This is a genomic window from Enterococcus sp. DIV2449a, from assembly GCF_051711225.1.
Classification (GTDB): Bacteria; Bacillota; Bacilli; order Lactobacillales; family Enterococcaceae; genus Enterococcus_D; species Enterococcus_D casseliflavus.
Genome location: NZ_JBIOME010000001.1, coordinates 2,834,576 through 2,860,076, shown reverse-complemented (window position 1 = coordinate 2,860,076; position 25,501 = coordinate 2,834,576). Strand labels below are relative to the sequence as shown.

18 protein-coding genes are annotated in these 25,501 nt (G+C 43.7%); 15 read left to right on the top strand and 3 right to left on the bottom strand.

Features of this window, described 5'->3' with window-relative positions; all coding sequences use genetic code 11:
* The first annotated feature begins 76 nt into the window (after positions 1–76).
* The 8 genes from IGI76_RS13615 (at position 77) to IGI76_RS13580 (ending at position 12,354) form a co-directional block, all read left to right on the top strand.
* Positions 77–1,543 carry a glycoside hydrolase family 1 protein gene (locus tag IGI76_RS13615; protein WP_333718702.1) on the top strand — a complete coding sequence of 489 codons (1,467 nt, stop codon included), beginning with the start codon at positions 77–79 and terminating at the stop codon, positions 1,541–1,543.
* Positions 1,544–1,579: 36 nt separating this feature from the next.
* Positions 1,580–2,986: a response regulator gene (locus IGI76_RS13610; protein WP_333718701.1), complete on the top strand. Its 1,407-nt coding sequence runs from the start codon at positions 1,580–1,582 to the stop codon at positions 2,984–2,986.
* A 362-nt stretch (positions 2,987–3,348) separates the two neighbouring features.
* Positions 3,349–4,179: a BglG family transcription antiterminator LicT gene (licT, locus tag IGI76_RS13605; RefSeq protein WP_010749938.1), complete on the top strand. Its 831-nt coding sequence runs from the start codon at positions 3,349–3,351 to the stop codon at positions 4,177–4,179.
* Between the two features lie 111 nt (positions 4,180–4,290).
* A complete protein-coding gene (locus IGI76_RS13600; RefSeq protein WP_438781629.1) occupies positions 4,291–6,141 on the top strand; it encodes a beta-glucoside-specific PTS transporter subunit IIABC in 1,851 nt (616 codons plus the stop codon).
* A 10-nt stretch (positions 6,142–6,151) separates the two neighbouring features.
* On the top strand, positions 6,152–7,579 hold the full coding sequence (locus IGI76_RS13595; protein WP_438781627.1) for a 6-phospho-beta-glucosidase: 1,428 nt from the start codon (positions 6,152–6,154) through the stop codon (positions 7,577–7,579).
* Positions 7,580–7,723: 144 nt separating this feature from the next.
* Positions 7,724–8,623, top strand: coding sequence for an ROK family protein (locus IGI76_RS13590; protein ID WP_333718698.1), 900 nt, complete (start codon positions 7,724–7,726; stop codon positions 8,621–8,623).
* Positions 8,620–10,890: an alpha-xylosidase gene (yicI, locus tag IGI76_RS13585; protein WP_430615817.1), complete on the top strand. Its 2,271-nt coding sequence runs from the start codon at positions 8,620–8,622 to the stop codon at positions 10,888–10,890. Before IGI76_RS13590 ends, yicI begins: the two co-directional genes overlap by 4 nt.
* Entirely contained in the window at positions 10,891–12,354 is a 1,464-nt protein-coding gene (locus IGI76_RS13580) for a family 43 glycosylhydrolase (RefSeq protein WP_430615815.1), read from the top strand.
* A 58-nt stretch (positions 12,355–12,412) separates the two neighbouring features.
* Here the strand turns inward: IGI76_RS13580 and IGI76_RS13575 are convergent, their stop codons facing one another.
* Both IGI76_RS13575 and IGI76_RS13570 read right to left on the bottom strand, forming a co-directional pair.
* Positions 12,413–14,209 carry a sensor histidine kinase gene (locus IGI76_RS13575; RefSeq protein ID WP_333718694.1) on the bottom strand — a complete coding sequence of 599 codons (1,797 nt, stop codon included), beginning with the start codon at positions 14,207–14,209 and terminating at the stop codon, positions 12,413–12,415.
* A complete protein-coding gene (locus IGI76_RS13570; RefSeq protein ID WP_333718693.1) occupies positions 14,206–14,811 on the bottom strand; it encodes a YesL family protein in 606 nt (201 codons plus the stop codon). Before IGI76_RS13570 ends, IGI76_RS13575 begins: the two co-directional genes overlap by 4 nt.
* A 235-nt stretch (positions 14,812–15,046) precedes the next feature.
* Between IGI76_RS13570 and IGI76_RS13565 the strand changes: the two genes are divergently transcribed.
* The 6 genes from IGI76_RS13565 to IGI76_RS13540 all read left to right on the top strand — a co-directional run bounded on the left by IGI76_RS13565 (position 15,047) and on the right by IGI76_RS13540 (position 21,788).
* Entirely contained in the window at positions 15,047–15,988 is a 942-nt protein-coding gene (locus tag IGI76_RS13565) for an ABC transporter permease (protein WP_333718692.1), read from the top strand.
* Between the two features lie 15 nt (positions 15,989–16,003).
* Complete coding sequence (locus tag IGI76_RS13560) at positions 16,004–16,936, top strand: carbohydrate ABC transporter permease (RefSeq protein ID WP_005228460.1); 933 nt, start codon at positions 16,004–16,006, stop codon at positions 16,934–16,936.
* 21 nt (positions 16,937–16,957) lie between these two features.
* On the top strand, positions 16,958–18,706 hold the full coding sequence (locus tag IGI76_RS13555; protein WP_333718691.1) for an ABC transporter substrate-binding protein: 1,749 nt from the start codon (positions 16,958–16,960) through the stop codon (positions 18,704–18,706).
* A gap of 142 nt (positions 18,707–18,848) precedes the next feature.
* Positions 18,849–19,505: an SGNH/GDSL hydrolase family protein gene (locus IGI76_RS13550; protein WP_016608390.1), complete on the top strand. Its 657-nt coding sequence runs from the start codon at positions 18,849–18,851 to the stop codon at positions 19,503–19,505.
* Positions 19,502–20,968, top strand: coding sequence for an alpha-L-fucosidase (locus IGI76_RS13545; protein ID WP_438781622.1), 1,467 nt, complete (start codon positions 19,502–19,504; stop codon positions 20,966–20,968). The genes IGI76_RS13550 and IGI76_RS13545 overlap by 4 nt, the downstream gene beginning before the upstream one ends.
* A gap of 10 nt (positions 20,969–20,978) precedes the next feature.
* Positions 20,979–21,788, top strand: a complete 810-nt coding sequence (locus IGI76_RS13540; protein WP_016608388.1) for an alpha/beta hydrolase — start codon at positions 20,979–20,981, stop codon at positions 21,786–21,788.
* Positions 21,789–21,870: 82 nt separating this feature from the next.
* On the opposite strand, the gene IGI76_RS13535 is transcribed toward IGI76_RS13540, so the two are convergent.
* The gene (locus IGI76_RS13535) at positions 21,871–23,088 is read right to left on the bottom strand and encodes an amidohydrolase family protein (protein ID WP_231434927.1); all 1,218 of its coding nucleotides are present in this window, start codon (positions 23,086–23,088) and stop codon (positions 21,871–21,873) included.
* A gap of 175 nt (positions 23,089–23,263) precedes the next feature.
* Here IGI76_RS13535 and IGI76_RS13530 point away from each other — a divergent pair, with 175 nt between their 5' ends.
* Positions 23,264–25,405, top strand: a complete 2,142-nt coding sequence (locus tag IGI76_RS13530; protein WP_311902593.1) for a glycoside hydrolase family 65 protein — start codon at positions 23,264–23,266, stop codon at positions 25,403–25,405.
* Positions 25,406–25,501 lie beyond the last annotated feature (96 nt).

The following is a 25,501-nucleotide window of genomic DNA, read 5'->3' as shown; positions in this document are numbered from 1 at the left end:
TTACGAATCAACCAACTTATGATACGATAAAATGTAACCGATTTATTTCGGTTTAGGAAATGAAGGAGGCAACTTGATGTTTCACACAAACTTAGATCCTTTCCCAGAAAACTTCTTATGGGGGGCAGCTTCGGCGGCCTATCAAATTGAAGGAGCATGGGCAGAAGACGGCAAAGGTCCGTCGATTTGGGACACCTATGCCCAAATTCCTGGCAATACTTTTGAGGAAACCAACGGCAAAGTGGCGATCGATCATTACCATCGGTACAAAGAAGATGTTGCTTTGATGAAGCAAATGGGCTTGAAAGCCTATCGCTTCAGCGTGGCGTGGTCGCGAATCTTGCCTGATGGCGAAGGCGCGGTCAATGAAGCGGGTGTGGCGTTTTACGAAAAGCTGGTGGACGAATTGCTTCGGCAAGGAGTAGAGCCGATTTTGACGCTGTATCATTGGGACCTTCCCCAGGCTTTGCAAGACAAATACTTAGGATGGGAAGGCCGAGAAACAGCAGAAGCATTTGAACGGTATTGCCGGATCCTTTTTGAACGCCTAGGAAAGAAAGTCACCTATTGGGTCACCATGAATGAACAAAATGTCTTCACTTCTCTTGGGTACCGTTGGGCGGCACATCCGCCGGGCTTGAAGGACTTAAAACGGATGTATGCAGCCAATCATATCATCAACCTTGCCAATGCTAAGGCGATCAATTTGTTCCATGAGCTGGTTCCTCAGGGCAAGATCGGTCCAAGTTTTGGCTATGGACCGATGTATCCGTTTAGCTGTGACCCAGAAGATGTGCTGGCAGCAGAAAATGGCGAAGCCTTCAACAACGCATGGTTTTTAGATGTCTATTGCAAAGGCGAATACCCAAAATTTGTCTACAAGCAATTAGCCAAAGTTGGCTTGGCTCCTGAAGTCACTCCAGAAGATCAAGCACTATTAAAACAGGCAAAACCTGATTTCTTAGGAATCAATTACTATCACGGTGGGACGGCCCAGCAAAACAATTTGCAAAAGCAGTCAGCTGAAAAGAAAGAATTTTCTAAAGTCGATCCGTATTTGATGCAAGCGGCAACTGGTGAGTTCTCACCCGAAGAAACCATGTTTGCGACAGCAGAAAATCCTCACTTGAAAAAAACGGATTGGGGCTGGGAGATCGATCCCGTTGGTTTCCGTGTAGCCTTGCGGCGCATCCAAGCCAATTATGACTTGCCGATTTTTATTACTGAAAATGGGTTAGGCGCTATCGATCAATTGACAGAAGACAAACAGATCCATGACCCATACCGCATCACCTATTTGCAGGAACATCTGGTGGAACTGCAAAAGGCCATCACGGATGGGGTTGAGCTGATCGGCTATTGTGCTTGGTCCTTTACAGATCTACTAAGTTGGTTGAATGGATACAAAAAACGCTATGGGTTTGTTTATGTTGATCGCGACAATCAAAGCGAACGTCAGTTGGCGCGCATCCCGAAAGATAGTTTTTATTGGTATCAAGAGGTGATTCGCACCAACGGGGCAAGTTTGACAAGTGAAACATGATGTAATGAAGGAGTAGCTGAAAATGGAGGTTGGAAAATGCGTAAAGTGTTGATCGTTGACGATGAAGCATCGATCCGAAATGGGCTACCTCTGATCATCGATTGGGAACGTCTGGGGTATCAAATCGTCGGGTCGGCGGAAAACGGCGAAGCTGGCTTGGCAATGATCCGCGAATTGAAGCCAGATGTTGTGATCGCTGATATCCGTATGCCGGGAAAAAATGGTCTTGAGATGGTGCAAGCAGCATCGGAGGAAGGGCTTTTGTTTTTTGCCATTATTTTATCCGGCTACTCAGATTTTGACTATGCCAAGCAAGCTTTGCAACTGGGCGCTGTGACCTATTTGCTGAAACCAGTTGATGAAGAAGAGCTGATCGGTATTTTGACGAAAATCGATCAAAAAGCCAAGACCGATCAGCAGAAAAATCAGAAGAGTCAGTTGATGGAGAAATTGTTTGGCGGGGATCAAACGGGAATCAAAGACGCACAAGCCATCAAGCTATTGCGTCTTTCCGAGGAGGCAGATGCCCAAAAGCTGGTTGAGAAATTGCAGGAGCAAGTGGCGCAAGTCGTCACCTTGATCCATCGGCATCATCGGTATTTGGTCTTGTTAAACGAGGAGCGCTTTCCCGACGAGGCGATCGATGCATGGTGCCGTAAAAAAATGGCTCACCAAGAAATCTTGATCTCCCGCTGGTTTGCGGCGCAAGATAACTTGAAGCCATTGATGATCGATATCCAGACATTAAGTAAATTGATTTTCTTATTTCCCAATCAAGTCATTTCTCACCATGTTTTGGATACGACGCAAGAAGCAGAAGAACGAAGCGATTTGCGTGAAGAATTAGTTAAGGCGATTTTGGCAAACGATCCGTTAGAACAGCCGTTATCCCGCTATTATCAAACCTTTTATCATTCATTGGCATTGGAAGAAGAGATCAAATGGCAAATCAATGGTGACATCGAATGGCTGCAGCATCAAATCAGTGAAAAAGTAGCCTTAGCAATCGAATGGTCGACAGACGAAGTGCATCAGCAGATTTTTCTCGCCCAGACGTTTCCAATGCTGCAAGAGGTGATCACCGCAAAACTAACAGACTTGCAAGCAACAGTCGCCAGCAGTTTGAACCAAATCGATATCATTGCAGAATTGATCCAATACACGAAAAAGCATTATCAAGAAGATTTGACCTTGAAAAAAATCGGGGAACGTTTCAATTACAATAGTGCCTATCTAGGCAAGAAGTTTCGCAAAGAAACTGGGAAAAATTATTTGGCGTTCTTGGATGAAGTTCGAATGGAAAAAGCGGTGGAAATCTTGCGTCATTCCAATCTAATGGTCTACGAAGTTGCTGAATTGGTGGGCTACAGCAATGTTGATTATTTCTACAAAAAGTTCAAACAATACCATCAGGTTTCACCGAATGAGTTTCGAAAAACATAAGAAAATTCGCTGATACATGAGCAGCTATTTTTCAGGAAAACAGTCCATCGCATAGGCAATGAAAAGAGAAATTTGTGAAAAGAAAAAGCGGCATTACAGGTTCGCATGGCGGCAGCAAGAGACAACACGTCTTTTTTTGTCGCCATTTTTTTGAATAATCTCGTCAGAAGCTCATACAAGAAAATGCTTTAAAAAAGCTATTGACGTCGTTTTCATTTTGAAGTATAGTAAGTGCATCGGATCGTTACTGATAATGCAGGCGTGACCACAGGTATGAGATTTTCTCCATTCGTTTGTTTTGGAAAAAGATCATAGCTAGTTGGTGACGTTATTTTTTTGTTTTATTTTAGGAGGTGTTGACCATGGAAATCGTCAAAGTATTTAATAATAATGCTTCATTAGTCCTGAACGACAATCACCAAGAAGAAGTTGTGATGGGGAGTGGCATCGGCTTTGGTTTGAAGCCAGGCGACACTGTCGATCAAAAGAAAATAGAAAAGCGATTCATCATTAACGACCAAAAAAGCATTGCAGATTTGGAACAGCTGCTTAAACGGATTGAATATCGTGATCTGCAACTGGCCAGCGATATTTTAAAATTGTTTGAGGAAGCGTTTCAATGCGAAAGCAATCCTGCACTGCTAGTGGCACTTGCAGACCATATCGGTTTTGCTCTGACGAGGGCAAGAGAAGGGATGAAAATTCAAACACCCCTAGAATGGGAATTAAAGCAGGTGTACCCGAAAGAATATGAAATTGGTCTTCAAGCGGTTGAGCTGATGCAAAAGCGAACACATCTGAATATTCCGCAAGATGAGGCTGCTTTTATTACGCTGCATTTCGTGAATTTTTTAGGCGATAACAACGGAATGGAAGAAACAATGCTGATTTCCAAAGTCATGAAAGATATTTTGACGATCATCAATTATCATTATGGTAAAGAATTCAGACAAGACTCTATTTATTTTTCCCGATTCATCACTCACATTCGCTACTTTGTTAAACGACAGATGAGCAATGAGCTACCAGCTCAACCAGCGTCTAGTTTATTAGATGTGATTCAACTGAAATATCCGTTGGATTATGAGTGTGCTATGAAAATCAAGCAATTTCTGGAAAATAGGTATCAGTGGGAAATCACTGAAGATGAAGTGTTGTATTTAACCTTACATTTAAATCGATTGGCATCTTAACGGATCGTTACTGGTAAAGCAGGCGTGACCTAGAGTGAGTACTCAAACGAGTCTTTTGTTTGAGGTGTATTCTAGATCACGCTTTTTATTATACGCAAAAGGAGAATAACTATGAAATTTGAAAACGAAAGTGCCGCGATCATTCGCTTGATCGGTGGTGAAAAAAATATCGACAGCTTGGTTCATTGTGCAACGAGATTGCGTTTTGGCTTGAAGGATGACGCCAAGGCCAATAAAGGGGAACTTCAAAAACTGCCCTATGTGATGTCTGTTGTACAAAGCGGAGGACAATATCAAGTCGTAATCGGCAGCAATGTATCAGATTACTATGCGACGATCTCAGCTATGGCTGGGTTATCAGATCAAGAAACAGGTTCTTCGAAAAAAACAGGTTTTAATTTGAACGCCGTATTTGAAATTATCTCAGGTGCTTTTTCTCCTTTAATTCCTGCTCTAGCAGGTTCGGGGATGCTAAAAGCACTGCTGACGGTTTTGACCCAATTTAATTGGTTATCAGCAGAATCTTCTACTTATGTCATTTTGAGTGCCGCGAGTAATGCAATATTTTATTTTTTACCGATTTTCTTAGGGATCACGTTGTCGAAAAGATTAGGTGCCAACATGTACGTTGGCGGCGTGATTGGTGCAGCATTGTTGGAACCTCAGTTTACTGGGTTGATTGGCGTGGAAAATACAAATTTCTTGGGGATACCAGTTCAAGCCGTGGACTATGCCACAACCCTATTTCCGATTTTTGCGGCTATTTTCATTTATCAATTTGTAGATAAATTTTTGAAAAAGATTATTTATAAAGACATTCAATTGTTTGCCGTACCAATGCTTAGTTTGATGATCATGATTCCATTGACCGTTATCCTTTTTGGTCCATTCGGCACCTTTTTCGGGGATCTTTTATCAGGAAGTGTAATGTGGTTATTTGAAAAAAGCCGAATCCTTTCAGGCATCGTTTTAGGGGGCGGGATGACCTTCATGGTTATGTTTGGTTTGCACTGGGGCTTTACACCTGTAACGTTAGATAATCTGACAAGATTAGGTGGAGACCCCATTGAAGGAATGGCATTGGCCGCTGTTTTTGCTCAAATCGGGATTGCAGTTGGCTTCTTCTTACGAGCGAAAAAACATTCGAAAATGCGGGCTTTGGCAGGCCCTGTTGCATTGACTGGCTTCTTTGCCGGCGTGACAGAGCCCATCGTCTATGGGATTATTCTTCGTTACAAAAGACTTTTGCCGATCGTAGCTATTTCCGGTGGTTTAGGCGGAGCGGTGTTAGGCGCTTTTGGTGTGACGATGAATGCGTATGTTTTCCATAATATTTTTTCCTTGCCTGTTTACAGTCCTTTGGTGGGCTATCTGATCGGAATCACCGTTTCATTGTTGTCAGGTGCTTTACTGGCTTATTTCTTCGGCGTGAAGGAAAGCGAACTGACAGAATTTGAAGCAGAGCCTGAATCAGAGGTAGAAAGTATCTTAACCAATGCAGCAACTCCGATTTACTCACCGGTAAAAGGACAAGTGATGCCTTTAGCAGAAGTGGAAGACGATGTGTTCGCCAGCGGGATCGCTGGACAAGGAATTGTGGTCATCCCCGATGAAGGAATCATTCGGGCACCTTTTGCGGGCACTGTTGTTGCTGTTTTCCCTTCTAAGCATGCGATTGGTATCAAATCTGATCAAGGGGTTGAATTATTGATCCACGTCGGGCTGAATACCGTGAATCTAAATGGTGAGTTTTTTGATGTTAACGTCGAAAATGGTGCGACAATTGCACGAGGAGATCGTTTGTTGACCTTTGACCGGCAGGCGATTCTGGATAAAGGCTATCAATTATCGACACCCGTGATCGTTACAAATTGTGGACCAGATACAGTAATCGAGTACGAAACAACGGCCGGAACAATTGAAGCAGAAGGGATTCTGTTTACCGTAAACAACGAAGGATAGGAGTTTGAAAATGAAAGAAAACTTTTTATGGGGCGGTGCGATCTCCGCTCATCAAGTGGAAGGTGCTTGGCAAGAAGGCGGGAAAGGGATCAGTATTGCCGATGTGATGACAGCAGGAACGAAAGACCGGCCTCGGAAAATTACCAACACAATCTTGCCTGAGGAATATTACCCGAATCATGAAGGCATTGATTTTTACCATCGTTACCCGGAAGATATCAAACTTTTTGCGGAAATGGGTTTCAAAGCTTTGCGAATCAGTATCGCATGGACACGAATTTTTCCTTTAGGAGATGAACAACTACCGAACGAAGAAGGGCTGTATTTTTACGATCAGGTCTTTGACGAGATGCAAAAATATGGAATAGAACCTGTTGTGACGTTGTCTCATTTCGAGATGCCCTATCATTTAGTTGAAACCTATGGGGCTTGGCGCAACAGAAAGATGATCGGATTTTTTGAACGTTTTGCGCAAACTGTAATGGAACGCTACAAAGAAAAAGTGCGGTATTGGCTAACATTTAACGAGATCAACAATCAGCGGATCATCGATAATCCAATTTACAGTTTTACCAATTCTGGTGTGATCTTTGACGAGGATGAGGAGAAACTAGCAGGCATGTACCAAGCCGCTCACTATCAGTTTGTTGCTTCAGCTCGGGTCGTCACAGCTGCGAAAAAAATCAATCCTGAGTTTCAAATTGGCTGCTGTTTAGCTGCCACACCTAATTACCCGCTGACTTCTGATCCTCGTGATCAATTGTTAGCACAACAAGAAGATAATAATCAACTCTATTTCACAGATGTACACGTTCGCGGACACTACCCAAAAAGAATTCTCAATGAATGGCAGAAAAAAGGGTACACGATCGATGTAACAGAAGCCGATCTTGATGATTTGGCAAAGGGCACCGTTGATTATATCGGGATTACTTATTATTTAAGCAATACAGTATCTACTCGCTCAGATGCAAACTATTTACATGATCCTCTGTTGGGCAGCAGTGTGCTGACAACGAATCCTTATGCAACGATGACGGAATGGGGCTGGACGATTGACCACATTGGTTTGCGCTATATGCTGAATCTCTTGCAGGATCGTTATGAACTGCCGATTTTCATTGTGGAAAATGGCTTTGGTTTTAATGACCAAATGACAGAAACCGGCATTCATGATCCCGAACGGATTGACTATCTAGCAGAACACATCAAACAAATGATGCTTGCCATCGAGGAAGACGGCATTGATGTGATTGGCTATACAGCATGGGGCTGTATTGATCTCAGCTCATTTACTACAGGTGAAATGCGAAAAAGATATGGGTTCATCTATGTAGACCGTGACAATGAAGGGAATGGTTCGTTTGATCGAATCAAGAAAGATTCTTTTGATTGGTATAAGGAAGTCATTGCTTCAAATGGAGCAATGCTGAAATAAAAAAGAAGTATCCTATGGCCTATCGGAGGCAGAAAAAGCTAATTTTTATAGTAAGAAAGTCTATTCTGAGAAGTAGGCTTTCTTTTTTTTCTTTTATATAATTTAAATGAAAACTGTAAGCGCTTTTCGAACGGAGGAGGAGAAATGACAGATGTACGCCTGTGCTTTGATGTAGGGGGGACCTATATCAAATTCGGGTTTTTTACCGAGAAGAATCAATGGCTGGACCGAGGCAAAATCAAAACCCCGAGTAATACGCGGGATGAATTTTTTGCTACCTTAGCTGCCAAAATAAAAGAAGTCGAGCAAGTGCATGTCATCGAAGGGATCGGGCTGAGTTTTCCTGGTTTCATTGATTCAGTCAATGGCCGAGCGATCATGGCGGGGGCGTTGGCTCCTTTACACGGCTGTGCTGTTGTACAAGAGCTGCAGCAGCGTTTAAACAAGTCCTATGCGATCTGGATCGAAAATGATGCGAAATGTGCTGCTTTAGCAGAACTTTCTACCGGCAATGCTGCTGACGTACAAGATTTTGTCATGATCACATTAGGCACCGGTATTGGTGGCGCGCTCGTTCATCAGCGCCAGTTGATTCACGGACATGGGTTTCGGGCAGGAGAATTCGGAATGATGATCACTGATTTTCAAGCATCTTCTTTTGCGACCCTCCATGATCTAGCTTCAACGAGAGGACTGATTGCTGCCTATCGGCGGGCAAAAGCGATTCCTGAATCAGAGGAGATTTTAGGCGAAACCATCATGCAACAGCGGTCGAGTGATCCTGAAACGCAGGAGATCCTGAATCAGTGGGCACGTTATGTCGCACTTGCGATTTACAACCTAGCTGTCACGATGAATCCCGAAAAAATACTGATCGGCGGCGGCATCAGCCAACACCCTGATCTATTAGCTATAATCAAACAAGCAATCAATGAGAACCCCCATTGGCCAGATTTCCAAGTGCCGATCGAGACTTGTCGTTACTATAATGATTCTGGTCTGTTAGGGGCGTTGACATTGATCCAACAAGGAGGAAAAAAATGAAATTTTCAGATGGCGGTTGGTTATTTCGTGAAGGATTTGATGTGAAATTTGCGGTGCATGTCTACGATGCCCGTAAAGAAGAAAACAAATTGGTTTTATATCTGCCTTATAGCTATGTCGGACATAAAGGGGCAACGCTGGATGGCGGATTGTTAACGATGGAAGTCACTACCCCTAGAAGCAATATCATTGGGATCACCCTCTATAACTATAAAGGGGTCCAAGCCAAAGCCCCCGATTTTGAATTGATGACAGAAGCGATCACTCCTGATATTTCAGAAGACGAGCAATCCTATGTTTTTCGCTCGGGAGACTTGCAAGTCGTAATCACCAAAGAGGAAAATGTGACAGCTTCGTTTTATTACAAAGAACAGCTGATTACCCAAAGCAAGCCTCGCAGCAAAGCCTTAGTGATCGATCCGCAAGCAAATACCCATATCAGCGAGCAGTTGACTCTGGATGTGGGAGAAACGATCTATGGTTTAGGGGAACGCTTTACTAATTTCGTGAAGAATGGCCAAAGTGTTGATATTTGGAATGCCGATGGGGGGACTGGTACAGAGCAAGCTTATAAAAATATTCCTTTTTATGTAAGTAATAAAGGGTATGGCGTCTTTGTCAATTCACCAAATCGGGTGCAATTCGAAGTGGGGAGTGAAAAAGTTTCGCGTGTTCAATTCAGCAATCCAGGACAATCGCTACAATACTTTGTGATTGCTGGTGATGAGCTGAAACAAGTGATCCAGCGCTACACTGATTTGACGGGAAAACCGTCGCTGCCGCCTGCATGGTCCTTTGGGTTATGGCTAAGTACCTCGTTCTTGACGGATTATGATGAACAAACCGTGACGTCTTTTGTAGACGGTATGGCAGAACGTGATATCCCTCTTGAGGTCTTTCATTTTGACTGCTTATGGATGAAAGAATACGAGTGGTGCAACTTCACGTGGGATGAACGAACTTTCCCAGAACCTGAAAAAATGCTGCAGCGCTTGAAAGCCAAAGGATTGAAAATCTGTGTCTGGATCAATCCTTACATTGGGCAAAAATCACCCTTGTTTGATGAAGGAATGACGAATGGCTACTTTTTGAAACGTGCCAATGGAGATGTCTGGCAATGGGACAAATGGCAAGCAGGTTTGGCGATCGTCGACTTCACCAACCCTGAAGCGGTCGCTTGGTACAACAGCAAGCTGCGTACCTTATTAGACATGGGGGTGGATTGCTTCAAAACGGATTTTGGTGAACGGATTCCCACCGATGCGGTGTACTATGATGGCTCTGATCCAGAAAAAATGCACAATTATTACGCCTATCTATACAATAAGGTCGTCTTTGACTTGCTGAAAGAAGTCAAGGGAGCAGAAGAAGCCATCGTTTTTGCGCGGGCAGCTTCGGTTGGTTCGCAACGTTTGCCTGTACACTGGGGCGGCGACAGTACCTCGGATTATCCATCGATGGCAGAGTCGCTGCGAGCCGGTCTATCCTTTGGATTAGGCGGCTTTGGGTATTGGAGCCACGATATCTCAGGGTTTGAAGCTGGCTCAACTCCAGACCTCTACAAGCGCTGGACACAATTTGGTCTGCTGTCTTCCCATAGCCGTTACCATGGCAGCTGGGAATACAAAGTGCCATGGGTCTATGACGACGAAGCCGTGGCGGTAGCTAAAGCCTTTACCAAGTTAAAATTGTCCTTGATGCCTTACTTGCAAGCCCAATCGGTGCTAACCGCTCAAACGGGGATTCCGATGATGCGGGCAATGGTCTTAGAGTTTCCTGAAGACGAGATGACCCATCATTTGGATCGCCAATACATGCTGGGGGAACACCTTTTAGTGGCGCCCATTTTTAATGATCAAGGAACAGTCTCCTTTTACGTACCGAAAACGAAGGGGCATTGGATCGACTATTTATCTGGCAAAGCCTACGAGGGCGGACGCTGGTACCAAGAAACCTATGACTATTTCCACTTGCCACTGTTAGTCCGACCAAATCAAGTCATTATCGAAGGCCATGAACAAACCAAAGCAGTCTATGACTATGCCCAACATCCAACGATCCATCTTTTTGATCCGCAAGACAAGACCGCTGCCGCTATCTATGATCACCACGGTGAGTGGCTTGGCGAGGTGGCTGTCGAAAGAGTCGATCAAGAACTGATCGTCAAGCTGACTGGCATCCAGCAAGCATCCTTGCAGATACACACGACTGCTGGAAAAACGAGCCATGAGCTGACGGCTGACCAAACCACGATAAAGGAGTTCTAGATGCCCATGCGAACCATCACGAATCCAATTTTACCTGGATTTCATCCAGATCCCAGTATTTGCCGTGTCGGTGAAGACTTTTATCTGGTGACGAGTACCTTTGAATATTTTCCTGGATTACCAATCTATCACAGTAAAAACTTGGCAGACTGGCAGCTGATTGGCCATGGACTTTCGCGACCTGAGCAGTTGCAGCTATCGACGAAAAACCCCAATGCTTTTGGTCTGTATGCCCCAACCTTGCGTTTCATCAAGGACCGCTTTTACCTCGTTTGTACTAACGTTGGCGCAAACGAAGGAGGAGAAGGCAATTTTCTGATTTGGACGGATGACATCGCTGGTGAATGGTCTGACCCGATTTGGCTGGACACCCCTGGGATCGACCCGACGATTTTCGTAGATGACGATGGGCAGACCTATTACTTAGGCACCCATAAGGAGATCTATCTGCGGACGATCGATTTGGCTTCTGGAGAACTAGGCCCGCGGCAAAATATTTGGACGGGCAGCGGAGCGGCTGATCCAGAAGGCCCCCACTTGTATAAAAAAGACGGTTATTACTACCTGTTGATCTCCGAAGGCGGAACGTCCTATGGGCATATGCTGACCATGGCCCGCAGCCGTTCCTTGACGGGACCCTATGAAGCATGCCCCAACAATCCAGTGATGACCAATCGCAGTACGAATCTGCCACTGCAAGCCGCAGGGCATGCGGATCTCGTGCAAGATACTAAAGGCAACTGGTGGGCAGTCTGTCTAGCAGTACGCCCCATCAGCTATCCTTTGAGGCATTTGTTAGGGCGGGAAACATGCCTGCTGCCAGTGGACTGGTCAAACCCATGGCCGGTGTTTGGCGAGGAAGGTCATCTACCAGAAACCATTCAGGTAGACACAGCGGCGGCACCAAAGGAAACACAAAAGAAGAGCAGCAAGCCTGATTACGTGACTTTATTCGAATGGGACCCGACGTTGATTGAAGAAGAGCCGCATGGCTTCTTGCTGCATCCTAATCAGACGGGTCTGTCTGATCAAGGCAAACTTGCGGCTGTGTTCCAACGGCAAACCGCCTTTGATCAACAATTTCAAGCAACCTTTGATTGTCGGCAACTAACGGATGGACAAGCGGGATTGACGGTTTTCTTAAATGCCACCCATCACTATGAGGGCTACTTGGAAAAAACGGCGTCCAGTCAGCAGCTAGTTTTCCGCCGACAAATCGGTTCCCTATGGAAAGTGGAAAAGAAACTGCCTTATGCAGCAGATACAGTCACCTTGCAGCTGAGCGCCAATAAAGAAACTTATCGTTTTTCTGTTGTTGATGAGCAAGGACAAGCACAGCCTTTAGGTAGGGGAGAAACAAAATATCTGACTACTGAAGTTGGTGGTGTCTTTACTGGGATCATGGTAGGCTGCTATGCCAGCGCCTCTTCATCCCAACAAACCCTTCGTGTGCGGGATTTCTAATCAATCAAAAGCCCCCCTTCGATTTCTGAAACAGGAATCGAAGGGGGGCTTTGCTGTTTTAGTGAGGAGAAGATGAATCTTGGCTTAGATCGTGGATCCGCAAGGTGACTTGTGTGCCGCTGCCCAACACACTCTCGATCGTCAAGCCGTATTCAGGTCCATAAAACATTTTGACCCGATGATTGACGTTGGCTAGCCCAATGTTCTTTTTGGCATGGGTGGAGGGCGTCTTGATTTTTTGCTGCAAGTGTTCGAGTTTTTCTGGCGGTATCCCGCTGCCGTTGTCTTGTACCACGATCACCAGATCATGGCCGTCTTTGGTGATTGTCAAACGGACAAATCCTGGATAGGTGATGCCTTCCAAGCCATGGGAGATGGCGTTTTCCACCAATGGCTGAATCAGGAGGGGCAATATTTGGACTTCTTTTTGGTCGATCTCATTGGAGACTGAATAGGAAAAGTTGACTCGATCACCAAAACGCATCCGCTGGATCTTGACATATACGTGAACGGCATCTAAGGACTCTTCTAAACTCGTTCGCTTGGTTCCGTGGGCTTCTAGCGTATAGCGCATCGATTTTGCTAGTAATTTGATGGCATAAACGACGTCTGAATTGCCGGAAGTCAGCGCCATCATGCGAATCGTTTCTAACGTGTTGAACAAGAAGTGGGGGTTGATCTGCCCCGCTAAGATATTAAATTCCATTTGCTGCTGCTGAGTCAATAGCTCTTGCTGTGCCAGACGCGAACGGTAGATCTCTTCTTCTTTTTTCTTGATTCGTTGAATGATCTTATGGAAATCAAGAGAAATCTGTGAAATCTCGTCTTCGCCGCTAATATTTTGAAAGAAATCATAATCCTCGATCGAGGCAAAGTAGACCGCCTGCTGCAGTTGAGAAATTCGTTTGGTAAAGAATCGAGCAAAGAGAAAGACGATGATGAAAGTAGTGATCAAAATCACCAAAACGATCGTGCTCCAACGGATCAGATTGGCGCGTAGATTACGATAGGCATTTGTATCCGCACTATAAATCGTGATGATATCTTCTTTGTTACTCATGGGTAAGGTGCTTTTGGTGAGCATCACCTTGGTACCATCATTTTTTAAAAAGGCAGCACTCGTTTGCGGCTCAGAAAGAGCTGTCAGCTGTCCCGGTTCCCCAACTTGATTGATTTTGTCACTATAAAAGATGACATCATCATTTAACTGTAATTCCAATTCATAGGATGAATTACGAAGTCGGTTACTGAGATAATTGTAATCGACTTGGATCTCCAAAACGGCTGTTTCTTTTGATAAAGGCAAAGGCAACGTCTTATAAAGACTCAAACGATTTGCTTTGTAATCCTCTGGCATCGTCATCAAAAAAGCATCGGGTTGCTTGAGAGCTCGTTGGTACCAGGCGGTCGCTTGAATCGTGTCATCTGCCTGTTGAAAATATTTATAGTTCGGAATGGTTTGATTCGTCGTATAGATAGTTAATTTCGCAATCGAGGTTTGAAGATTTCTGATCTCATCTAGTTGATCATAGCTATTGATGTACACAATCGCTTCTTGGTCGTCAAGGTAATTGGCAGTTAAAAGTTGACGTAGATGGGTATCGTTTGATAAGGAACTCGCCGTGTTTGTCAGCGTGTTTGTTGTATCAAAAAGAACAGATTTGACACGCTGAGCATTCAACTCTGCCAAGTGTTGGTAATTGCCTGTCAACTGTTTAGTTGAATCGTAGACCAATAAGAGACCTATAGTCACTGTGGATAAAAAAACAACAGGTAGATAAAGAATGAACAATTGTCGCCGAATGGAAAACTGACTCAGACGACGAAAAAGTGAGAGATGACTGATTCTTTTCATGCTTGTTGATTACGAAAGATAGAAAGCAACAGGAACGAACTACAATAAATAACAAAAGAAAAGCCAAAAATCAACAAGAGAAATTTAAACAACGGAAATAAAACAACAAAACAAAACGCAGCGATAGGAATAAGTGCGAGGGCTAACGAACGGATAGGGTCCGCGATCGGTAACAGAAACGCATTTTTTAGTGTTTGCCTAAAGCTGTTTTCATAACGTCCAATTAACGCAAGGCAATAGACTAACACAATAAACAGATAAATAGTTGTAACAATTAGAGCGAAAGCAAAAATACTGGCAAGAATGGTTTTTGAGGAAAACCAAAACAAGCTACTATACAGTAGTGCTACCATGGGGAGCCCAAGAAGGAGAAAACTACCGGTGGCTTTCATAAAGTTTGCTCGTAGCGCTCGCACATAGCCTACAATCAATTCACCACGCTCCTCATCCGCATAACGAATCGTCACTTCATAAAGGGCAGCTGTCGCAGCACCAATTGTAATAATTGGCAAACAGCTAATGATATATAGTAAATTTAACAATGTGAATTGTGAAAAAACGGTGCTTATTTTGTAAAGTTGACCATCAGGATTGTACTTCATTTTTATCCCTCCAAAATTGATATATTCCTATAGTACTCGCAAAAAACAAATTTTGAAAGCCTTACCATTTGAGCGATTTCTATCGATAACATTGATAGATCAACGTTCTTTATAAATAAAAGAAAAATGAAGTCTAAAATGTACGGATTGACCTCTATTTTTCACAGGTGGCAAATAAGCATTCAGGTGCTAGTATTAAAAATGTAAAAGCGGTTACAAAAAAAGGGGGAGGAAAATGGAAAGTAAACTAAGCAGTGTCCCAAGAAAAAATAAGCGGGTGACACGAGAAGGGAAGATTTTGTTTTTATGTATCGTTCCCTTTCTGATTCTCGTGTTTTTGTTCTCTTATTTTCCTTTGCACGGATGGATTTATTCACTTTATGATTACAAACCAGCATTAGGTTTAGCGCGCAGCGAGTTCGTAGGCTTCAAATGGTTTCGACTTCTTGTCTCTAGTCCAACACAAGTGGATCAGATCGTACAAGTAATGAAAAACACCTTTGCCATGAGTTTTTTAGGGATCGCCACTTCGATCCTACCAGTAGGCTTCGCCATTTTACTGAACGAAATCAAGTGCAAATGGTTTAAAAACTTGGTCCAAACGCTGACCACGCTGCCGAATTTTATCAGTTGGGTTTTGGTGTATACGATTGCCTTTAGCTTGTTTTCTTCAACAGGGCTGGTAAACACGTTGCTGCAAGAATGGGGCTTCGTTACCGATCCAATCAAATTTTTGGATAGCGGCAATCATACGTGGCTGATGATGTGTCTTTGGAATATTTGGAAAGGCTTGGGCTGGGGTGCCATCATGTATCTTGCAGGTATTTCAGGAATTGACCCCGAATTGTATGAATCGGCACGAATCGATGGGGCGAATCGTTTCCACCTGATGCGTCATATCACACTACCTGCCTTGATGCCGACGTTCCTTGTGATGTTGATGCTGTCTATCGCCAACTTGCTGAACAACGGAATGGATCAGTACTTTGTCTTCCAAAATGCATTCAATCGAAATACGATCCAAGTCCTTGATTTGTATGTCTACAATTTAGGGATGGGCGGAAATAGTCTGTCGCTAGCGACCGCGATCAGTATGCTAAAAAGTGTCATTTCTGTTGCCTTGTTAGCCATCGTCAATATTGCTTCGAAAAAAATTCGGGGGACATCCATTATTTAGAAGAGGAGGATATCAATGGAACTATCGATTAGTGAAAAGAAAAAGGCGAAAAAAGTACGCAAACGTGAAAACCTGACGTTTAGTATCCTCAATTATACCTTTTTCTTTTTGATTACGTTGATTTGCGCGTATCCCTTTTATTACTTGATCATTAATTCAATCAGTAATAATGAGTTGAGTGCGTTAGGCCAAATTCGCTTTTTTCCACAAGAGATCCATTTTGAAAACTATAGTCAAGTGTTACAGCTAAAAGGATTGCCTCTAGCCGCAACAGTTTCGGTGGCTAGAACGGTGATTGGTACCGCCGCGACTGTCTTAGCTTCAGCGTTTTTAGGCTTCATGTTTACCCAAGAAAAAATGTGGAAACGAAAATTTTGGTATCGCTTTGTCGTAATTACAATGTATTTCAATGCAGGGTTGATTCCATTATTCATCACCATGAAGACATTAGGTTTAACGAATAACTTTTGGGTCTATATTTTGCCGGCTGTCGTTCAGCCCTTTAATATCATCTTGGTGAAAACCTATATTGAGTCGATCCCCAAATCATTGCAAGAAGCAGCTGAAATGGATGGAGCTGGCATCATTCAAGTATTCTTTCGGGTAATTTTACCCAACTGTACCCCGATTTTAGCAACAGTAGCGATTTTCTCGGCAGTGGGTCAATGGAATTCCTTCCAGGATACACTGATTTACATTACGGATCAAAGTCTCTACTCCTTGCAATACCTTCTTTACACGTATATCAATCAAGCCAATTCGTTAGCACAAATGGTCAAAAATACATCGGGATCACTTTCTAGCATCGCTTCAGCAGCAACAACGCAGACGCCGACGTCGATCCGCATGACCGTTTCAGTCATTGTTGTTTTACCAATCATGTTCATTTATCCGCTATTCCAGAAGTATTTTGTTAAAGGAATTATGTTGGGTGCGGTGAAAGGCTAATAAAAAGAAAGAGGGAAGAAAATGAAAAAAATGTCCAAATATGTAACAACAGGTTTGTTAGGCATGACATTGCTAGGTAGTTTAGCCGGCTGTGGAGGAGCGGCTGAATCTGAGACAGATGCTGCTTCCAGTGAAAGTGGCTACGATGAAACGATCACGATCGATGTCTATAATGGGCTAGCCAACTATATGGGAATGCAAGAAGGTTGGTTTGCCAAAATCGTGCGGGATAAATTCAATATGGAATTGAACATCATCGCACCAAACGTTGCTGGAAACGGTGATACCCTTTATCAAACGAGAACGGCAGCAGGCGATTTGGGTGATTTGATCATTGTTGATAATGGCCAACAATACAACGAATTGGTTGAAGCAGGTTTGTTGACCGATGCGAGCGAGTATTATGAAACTATGGAAAACGTTCAGCGCTTCGATGCGGCTGTTCAAAATCTAAACAAAGATGCCGATGGGCTGTATGGCTTTCCAACTTCTGTTTCTACCTTAAAGGCCACCGATCCTTCAGAAGGATTAGATCCTACATTTGGTGCTTATGTGCGTTGGGATCTTTATGGGGAGCAAGGATACCCAGAAATCGGGACATTGGAAGACCTGCTTCCTGTGATTCAAAAAATGCAAGAAGACAATCCAACAACAGATTCTGGCAAAAAAGTGTATGGGTTTTCTCTATTCAGCGATTGGGACGGCAACATGATGAATGCAGGCAAACAGCTTGTCACCTACTATGGGTACGATGAATCAGGATTTGTCTTGGCAAAAGCCGATGGATCTGATTATCAAAGCATTCTCGATAGTGACTCTGAATATATTCGTGCACTTAAGTTTTACTTCGAAGCCAATCAAATGGGCTTAGTTGACCCAGAATCAACGACGCAAAATTACGATACACTTTTTGCAAAATTCCAAGAAGGACAAGTGTTATTCTCATGGTGGCCTTGGTTAGGTCAAGCGGCCTTTAATACGACCACGAACTTGACTGAAGGAAAAGGATTTATGTTGGCACCGATCCAAGATCAAAAAATCTTCTCTTATGGTGCGGAAGTATACGGTGGCAAACAATTTATCGGGATCGGTTCTAATGCCGAAGACCCAGAGCGAATCGCAGCCTTCATTGACTGGCTCTACTCTTCAGAAGGTGTGTTAGCAAATTCTTCTCAAACAAGCGGCAGTAGTGGTCCAGAAGGCTTGACTTGGGAAATGAAAGACGGCGAGCCTGTCTTAACTGAGTTCGGAAAACAAGCATTGCTAGATGGTGATGGGGATGTGCCAGAAGAATACGGTGGCGGAAGTTACAAAGATGGCGTATCTGCACTCAACGTCAATACGGTATTACCGATCGATATCAATCCTGATACCGGCTTCCCATATGCTTACACAATGTGGGAAAGCTATCAAAATGAAACAACCGATCCAGTAAAAGAAGATTGGTCAAAAAATATGGGTAGTGCAGAATCCACCATTGGCTATTTAGAGGAGAACGACCAATTGTTAGTTGCCCCTGGTGCCAGCTATGTAGCGCCAGAAGATAGTTCAGAGATCTCTACGTTGCGTAACCAAGCCAAAGCGACGATCATCGAGTACTCTTGGCGAATGGTTTTTGCCAAAGATGAAGCAGAATTTGATCAATTGCTAAAAGAAATGCAAGAAACAGCAGATGGTCTTGGCTATCAAACCGTTTTGGAATTTGACATGAACAATGCAAAAGATCAAAACGAAAAACGGATAGAAGTAGCGAAAGAATTTGGGGACTAATCAAAAACAAACAAAGAATCGCTCGAGTGATTTGCCAACGGTTCCTTGGCAAAAGTGAGTATACAGCCTTTGGATAAGCAATCACTTAAGAAGATTGATCCAGCACCAGCGGATCAGTCTTCTTTCTTTAAGGAGGAAAACAATGATAGTGGAAAAAAAAGATCGTTTGCTTTTTATGGGGGATTCGATCACAGATAGCAATCGAAATTATCAAGCGATACCCGCAGGTTGGTCTTCATGGGGGGACGGCTATGTTCATCTGATCAACGCCTATACCACAGCATTACTCCCGCAAATGGAATTAATGATCGTCAACCGGGGTGTCAGTGGGGATACGGTTGTCGATTTGAAGAAGCGCTGGAAGGATGATGTGTTGGCATTTCAACCAGATTGGGTAACGATCATGATCGGTGTGAATGATGTGTGGCGGCATTTTGATGGAACCTTTGCTCAAACGGAACTAGTGGGGATCGAGAGATTTGAATCAGAGCTGCGTGATTTGATCGAGCAGACCTTGCCAAATGTCAAAGGGATGATTCTTTTGAGCCCGTTTATGGTTGAAGCCAACAAAGAAGATCCATTAAGAAAAATGCTTGCCAATTACCAACAAGTGCTTGCCAAAGTAGCGCAAGAGTATGGTATCCTTTTAGGGGATACGCAGGAAAAGTTTGATGATTTTTTGCTTTATCAATCATCCTATGTCTTAAGCAGTGATCGCGTGCACCCCTCGACTGCAGGACATGTGTTGATTGCAAAAACATGGCTGGAAACAGTCGGTATTTTGGAGGAAAAACAATGATCACAGTAGAAACGATCCAGCAAGTCGCACATCAAGGCCCCTTTTTTCCAAATTGGCAGTCATTGGGCGCTTTTGTTCTACCGGAATGGTTCCGCAAAGCAAAATTTGGGGTCTTCATTCATTGGGGACTGTACAGTGTTCCAGCCTTTCACAATGAATGGTATTCAAGAAATATGTACATCAAAGGCCATCCAGAATATGATCACCATATTGAAACCTATGGTCCACAAAAAAACTTTGGCTACAAAGACTTTATTCCGATGTTTACCGCAGATAAATTTGATGCAAATGAATGGATTCGCTTGATCAAACAAGCCGGTGCCAATTATCTTTTTCCCGTTGCAGAACATCATGACGGGTTTCAGATGTATAAAAGCGAACTGTCTGAATGGAATGCGTCAGTTATGGGGCCGAAAAAAGATATTCTTGGGGAACTAAAAGAAGCCGCAGAGGAGCAAGGCCTGCATTTTTGTACCTCATCTCATCGTGCCGAACATTGGTTTTTTATGGGACACGGTAAGGATTTTGACAGTGATATGAAGGAGCCGTTGGCAAAAGGCGACTTTTACTGGCCAGCGATGCCAGAGCCAGACCATGAAAGTCTCTTTAGCGAGCCATACCCGTCAAAAGAATTTTTAGATGATTGGCTGCTTAGAACCTGTGAACTCGTCGACAACTATCAACCAGAGCTGCTGTATTTTGATTGGTGGATCCAACATGAAGCCTTCAAGGAGCATTTGCAACTTTTCGCTGCTTACTATTACAATCGTGGGGCTGAATGGGGCAAACAAGTTGGTATTTGCTACAAGCACGATGCCATGATGTTTGGTAGCGGTATCGTGGAGATTGAACGGGGGAAATTTGCCGAACCACAACCTTTTTACTGGCAAACAGACACAGCAATCGCTCGTAATTCATGGTGCTATACCACGACATTGGATTATAAAACAACACGTGAGATTTTACAGGATTTGATCGAAGTCGTCAGTAAAAACGGCAATCTCCTTTTGAATATCGGGCCGAAAGGGGATGGTTCGATCCCAGAAAAAGATCAAGCGATCTTAAAAGAAATCGGTGCGTGGCTGGATGTAAATGGTGAAGCCATTTATGAAGCGAAACCATGGCGCAAAGCAGGGGAAGGGCCCACGACCGTAGTTTCGGGCCAATTTCAAGAAGCACAGGCGACGACATACACGAGCCAGGATTTCCGCTTTACGGTTCAGGGGGATGCGTTGTATGCGATTGGCATGGCAAGTCCTGAGAATGGACACGCAAGGATCCAAGCACTGGCACAATCCAAAGACCAAAATTTGCCAGAATTTCACGGCATCATCAAAACCGTCACGATTCTAGGATACGAAGAACAGCCTGTTGATTGGCAAGTGACCGATGAAGGCTTGCAACTAACTTTTGAACCAATTGAAACCGACCAACCAATTGTCTATAAAATTACAATGAAATGAGGCGCAACCCGTGATACATGAAAAAAGATCTGCACTTTTACCAGAAAGCCAAGCAAGTTTAACTACCTATGTCATCGAAAATTCTCCTGAAATGGAACCAGATCGTGTCCGACCAGCTGTCATCATCTGTCCTGGCGGCGGCTATGAAATGTTGTCGGATCGAGAAGCGGAACCTATCGCCATCAAAATGATGAGCTTTGGTTTCCAAGCCTTTGTGTTGCATTATAGTATCAAACCGGCTGTCTATCCGTTAGCCTTAAAGGAATTGGCTGCTGCCGTTCGTCTTGTCCGCACCAATCATGACACCTGGCACGTCGATCCTGAAAAAATCATCGTTGCTGGTTTTTCAGCTGGTGGCCATTTAGCTGCTAACTTGGGTGTGTCTTGGCAGCAACCTTTTCTAGCAGAGGCTTTACAAGGAGCCAATGAAGAATGGCGGCCTAACGGGTTACTGTTGAGCTACCCAGTATTATCTAGTGGAGAACTTGGGCACCAAGATTCCTTCCGTTCATTATTAGCAGATCGTTACGAAACAGAAAAAGCCGTCTTGTCTTTAGAGACTTTAGTCAATGAACAGACACCACCAACGTTTCTTTGGCATACGTTAGAAGATGGATTAGTCTTGGCGGAAAACAGCCTCCTTTTTGCCGAACAGCTGCGCAAATTTAATATACCTTATGAGCTACACATTTTCCCTCGGGGCGGTCACGGGTTAAGTTTAGGAACGCCAGAAACCGCCAACAGCGATCAACACGGGATCGAAGCGTCGGTTGTCCGTTGGCCAGAATTATTTGCTGATTGGGTAAAATGGAATTTTTGAGAAACGTTTAATGATCGAAAGAAATAAGCCATTGTCTGCTGAGTTCAGACAATGGCTTTTCTTTTCGTTGTTATCAGATAGTTTATTCAGCTGAAAAGACAACCGCTCCTTGATAAAAACTTTTGCTGACGAAGCCTTTGCGGGCGACAAATTCTGCCGTACAAGCAGCTGGTGTCAGCAAGAAATCAGCCGAATCACCAACCTTAGGCCATTGCTGCGTACCGTTTTTATCTAATGGCACTTTGCCATCAGTAACCAGACCTAGGGCTTGCGTCAAGTCTTCCTGACTTTTGACGGCAAACATCTCTAAATAGCGCGCCAGTTTTTCTTGTAAAGAACCGTCGCCAAGAGAAGACCAAGAATCATAGACATTGTCGCAACCGATATGAACAGCCACGCCATAGCTTTGCAATTCCTTCAGTGGCGGGATCGTTCCTGGGCTGATGGGAATACTTGAAATGATATGGATCTCTAAGTCTGCTAAGGCTTGAAAGACTTCTTTGCGTTCTTCTCCCTCAAAGTCATTTAGACCAAAGGCGTGACTGATCGCCACTTTTCCTTGCATATTGAATTCCTTCGTCAAACGAATCATTTCTTTAACGGTCGCTCTGCCAGCTTCTTGCCGATCATGAAGATGGAGGTCAATACCGACATGCCCTTTTTGAGCAAGTTCAAAAGTTGTTCGTAAGGAAGTTTTATAATCTTGATCGAGTGTATAAGGATCAACACCGCCAATATAAGAAGCTTTGCCCGTTGCTAAGGCTTCTTCAATCAAAGAAGCTGCATTTGAGCGCAATAAGCCATGTTGTGGGAATAAGACCAACTCCGAGCCAAAAGGTTGTTCGGCGACTAATTCGGTAATCGCATCAAAATAGCGCAGCTGAGTCATTGGTTCAATATCGATATGTGAGCGGAACATCACCGCACCGTGAGGTAGTTCTAAATCAATCAGCGCTTGTCCGCGTTCTTTGATCGATAACGGTAAGGCATCTAATTGGGGAATCTCAGTTTCAAATCGTTCCACCAAGCTAGCTGCTGGCGTTACTGGACGCCAAGGAGTACCTAATTTACTTTTGTCCAAATGACAATGTTTTTCGATCAATCCTGGCAACAATAACTGATTTTCCCCATCAATGATCGTCGCCTCACTTGATGCCTGCCATTCAGTCATCGGCACGATCTCCGCTATTTTTCCATCATTGATCCCGATTGCTGTATTTTCTGTTTTGGTTCCATAAGACCAGTCGCCTTCTTTTAAATAACTCGTCTCAAGTTGAACATTTGTAAGCCATAAATCCAAGAAATCGCCTTCTTTCGTGTTTGCTTCATGGTATCATACATTCGCTGCTCGGCTCTAAAGAGATGCTTGTGGCAAAAGGACTAAGAGCTGAGCCTTGCAATCATTGGCTAGAAGTGTAGGATAGAAACTAAGTGAAGATAACGAGGAATAAACCAAAAGACTTGGAGGATAAAGGATGAAGAAAAACGACTTTCTATTGACAGCTGATGAGCTGTCCCATCAGAAAATGGAGTATCTAGAAACATTGTTCGCTTTAGGAAATGGGCAAATCGGCGTCCGTGCAGGGCATCCTTTGAAGGTCAATCAACTGTATCCAGGAAATCCTGGGGCGTTTGTCAACGGCTTTTTTGACAGCGAGCCGATTCAGTATGGCGAATGGGCTTATGGGTATGCAAAAGAACATCAAACGATTTGCAAATTGCCAAACTTGCGTGGAGTTATTTTGAAAATCGGCGAGGAGGATTCTTCGGTTGAGGAATGGCAAGTCGAACGAACGCAAATGAGTCTTGCATTAGCTGACGGGATTCTGACGGAAAGTTATCGGATCAATACTCCGACCGGAAAGTCTTTTGAGTTGGGGTTAACTTCGTTTGCGTCAATGACGCGTAGTGAACTCTATGTTTGCCGCTATGAAGTGATAACAGCCGATTTTTCAGAACCGATCGAACTATCCCACAAATTAAATCAGCAATTCTCTGTCAATAAAACAGATGATCCTCGAGTTGCCAGTAAGAATCATCAATTGGAAAAAGAACAAATGGGCGCATACCAAGTATGGACAGCACCAAATAGTCAAAAGCAAATCGCTATTCGGCTGCATCAAGAAAAGCAGTATTTGACAGTTGGAGAACCGTCAACTTCGATTTTTCAGGTCAAATTGCTGCAAAGGTTTGGTGAGACACCATTTGAGCAGAAAGTCGACGAGTTTTCTGTCTTATTAAAAGAACAAGCGGATTACTATCGATCTTTCTGGCAAGCCAGCGATATTCAAATCGTGGGGGATGACTATTTGCAAAAAGGGATCCGTTTCAATTTGTTTCATTTGAACCAAGGTGCAGGGCGTGATGGGAAAACGAATTTCGCCGCAAAAGGGCTGACGGGTGAAGGATATGAAGGACATTATTTTTGGGATACAGAAATGTATCTACTGCCTTTCTTCGTTTATACGAACCCCGAGATAGCCAAAAGCTTGCTTTCCTATCGTGCAAGTATTTTGCCGCAAGCCAAAAAACGAGCAAAAGAATTGAATCAAGCTGGGGCATTGTTTGCTTGGCGTACGATTGACGGTAATGAAACGAGTGCCTATTATCCAGCAGGTACAGCACAACTGCATATCAATGCCGATATCGTTTATGGTTTTCAATTATATGAACGTATCACGGGTGATCAACCCTTTATTGAAGAAATTGGTAAAGAAGTCGTTTTTGAAACAGCGAAATTCTGGTTTCATTATGGCACGTTTGTTGTAAAAGAAGGACAAGAGCGGTTTTGTATTCATGGAGTGACAGGACCAGACGAATACAGCGCTTTGGTAAACAACAATTTTTATACAAACAAAATGGTACAAAATAACTTACGCTATGCGGTCGAATTGGCCAACCGATACCATGTCTATCAAGAATTGATTGCCGATTGGGAAAAAGCAGCTGACTTGATGTACTTCGGTTACGATGAAGAGCGGCAGCTAACGAAACAAGATGATTCCTTCTTAGATCAAGCGCTGTGGCCATTTGAGGAAACACCTGCTGAGAATTATCCGCTTCTGCTTCACTATCATCCAATGATCATTTATAAGTATCAAGTATGCAAGCAAGCAGATACTGTTTTAGCAGAGATGCTGTTTACCCATGAATTTTCAGCAGATCAATTAACAAGAGACTATGACTATTACGAGCAGGTGACGACCCATGACTCCTCGTTGTCTCGTTCCATCTTTAGTGTGATGGCTAGCCGAATCGGCGACACTGAAAAAGCGTATCGCTACTTCATGGATACCGCACTGATGGATCTCAATGATTTGCAAAAGAATGTTGTAGACGGTGTTCATGCTGCCAATATGGGCGGCAGCTGGTTGAGTTTGATTTATGGTTTTGCTGGTCTGACCTATGATCGCGGACTTCACTTGGCGAATCATTTGCCACAGAAAATCGAATCACTGACCTTTACGATCACTTATCAGCAAGAAGCAATCAGAGTGAAGCTTCAAGGGGGAGAAATCGAATGCCGGTTGCTGCCTGACAGCAAGTTGCGTATTGTCAAAGAGGGGCATGGACTTTGGATTCAGCAACACACCACGACTATCGATGCCTATCCGTAAGAAGACTGATCAATCGGATAGAACCAGAACCGCCGCAAGGATTTTCGCCTGCGGCGGTTTTTTTGACTCGTTCCATAAATCTTCTTGTAGAAATTT

What these genes read in the sequence shown, in the direction of transcription:
- IGI76_RS13530 (WP_311902593.1), top strand. Translation starts at nt 23,264, where the DNA reads ATGAAGAAAAACGACTTTCTATTGACAGCTGATGAGCTGTCCCATCAG.
- IGI76_RS13600 (WP_438781629.1), top strand. Translation starts at nt 4,291, where the DNA reads ATGAAATTTGAAAACGAAAGTGCCGCGATCATTCGCTTGATCGGTGGT.
- IGI76_RS13570 (WP_333718693.1), bottom strand. Translation starts at nt 14,811, where the DNA reads ATGAAGTACAATCCTGATGGTCAACTTTACAAAATAAGCACCGTTTTT.
- IGI76_RS13575 (WP_333718694.1), bottom strand. Translation starts at nt 14,209, where the DNA reads ATGAAAAGAATCAGTCATCTCTCACTTTTTCGTCGTCTGAGTCAGTTT.
- IGI76_RS13550 (WP_016608390.1), top strand. Translation starts at nt 18,849, where the DNA reads ATGATAGTGGAAAAAAAAGATCGTTTGCTTTTTATGGGGGATTCGATC.
- IGI76_RS13615 (WP_333718702.1), top strand. Translation starts at nt 77, where the DNA reads ATGTTTCACACAAACTTAGATCCTTTCCCAGAAAACTTCTTATGGGGG.
- licT (WP_010749938.1), top strand. Translation starts at nt 3,349, where the DNA reads ATGGAAATCGTCAAAGTATTTAATAATAATGCTTCATTAGTCCTGAAC.
- IGI76_RS13595 (WP_438781627.1), top strand. Translation starts at nt 6,152, where the DNA reads ATGAAAGAAAACTTTTTATGGGGCGGTGCGATCTCCGCTCATCAAGTG.
- IGI76_RS13610 (WP_333718701.1), top strand. Translation starts at nt 1,580, where the DNA reads ATGCGTAAAGTGTTGATCGTTGACGATGAAGCATCGATCCGAAATGGG.
- IGI76_RS13555 (WP_333718691.1), top strand. Translation starts at nt 16,958, where the DNA reads ATGAAAAAAATGTCCAAATATGTAACAACAGGTTTGTTAGGCATGACA.
- yicI (WP_430615817.1), top strand. Translation starts at nt 8,620, where the DNA reads ATGAAATTTTCAGATGGCGGTTGGTTATTTCGTGAAGGATTTGATGTG.
- IGI76_RS13580 (WP_430615815.1), top strand. Translation starts at nt 10,891, where the DNA reads ATGCCCATGCGAACCATCACGAATCCAATTTTACCTGGATTTCATCCA.
- IGI76_RS13590 (WP_333718698.1), top strand. Translation starts at nt 7,724, where the DNA reads ATGACAGATGTACGCCTGTGCTTTGATGTAGGGGGGACCTATATCAAA.
- IGI76_RS13545 (WP_438781622.1), top strand. Translation starts at nt 19,502, where the DNA reads ATGATCACAGTAGAAACGATCCAGCAAGTCGCACATCAAGGCCCCTTT.
- IGI76_RS13560 (WP_005228460.1), top strand. Translation starts at nt 16,004, where the DNA reads ATGGAACTATCGATTAGTGAAAAGAAAAAGGCGAAAAAAGTACGCAAA.
- IGI76_RS13565 (WP_333718692.1), top strand. Translation starts at nt 15,047, where the DNA reads ATGGAAAGTAAACTAAGCAGTGTCCCAAGAAAAAATAAGCGGGTGACA.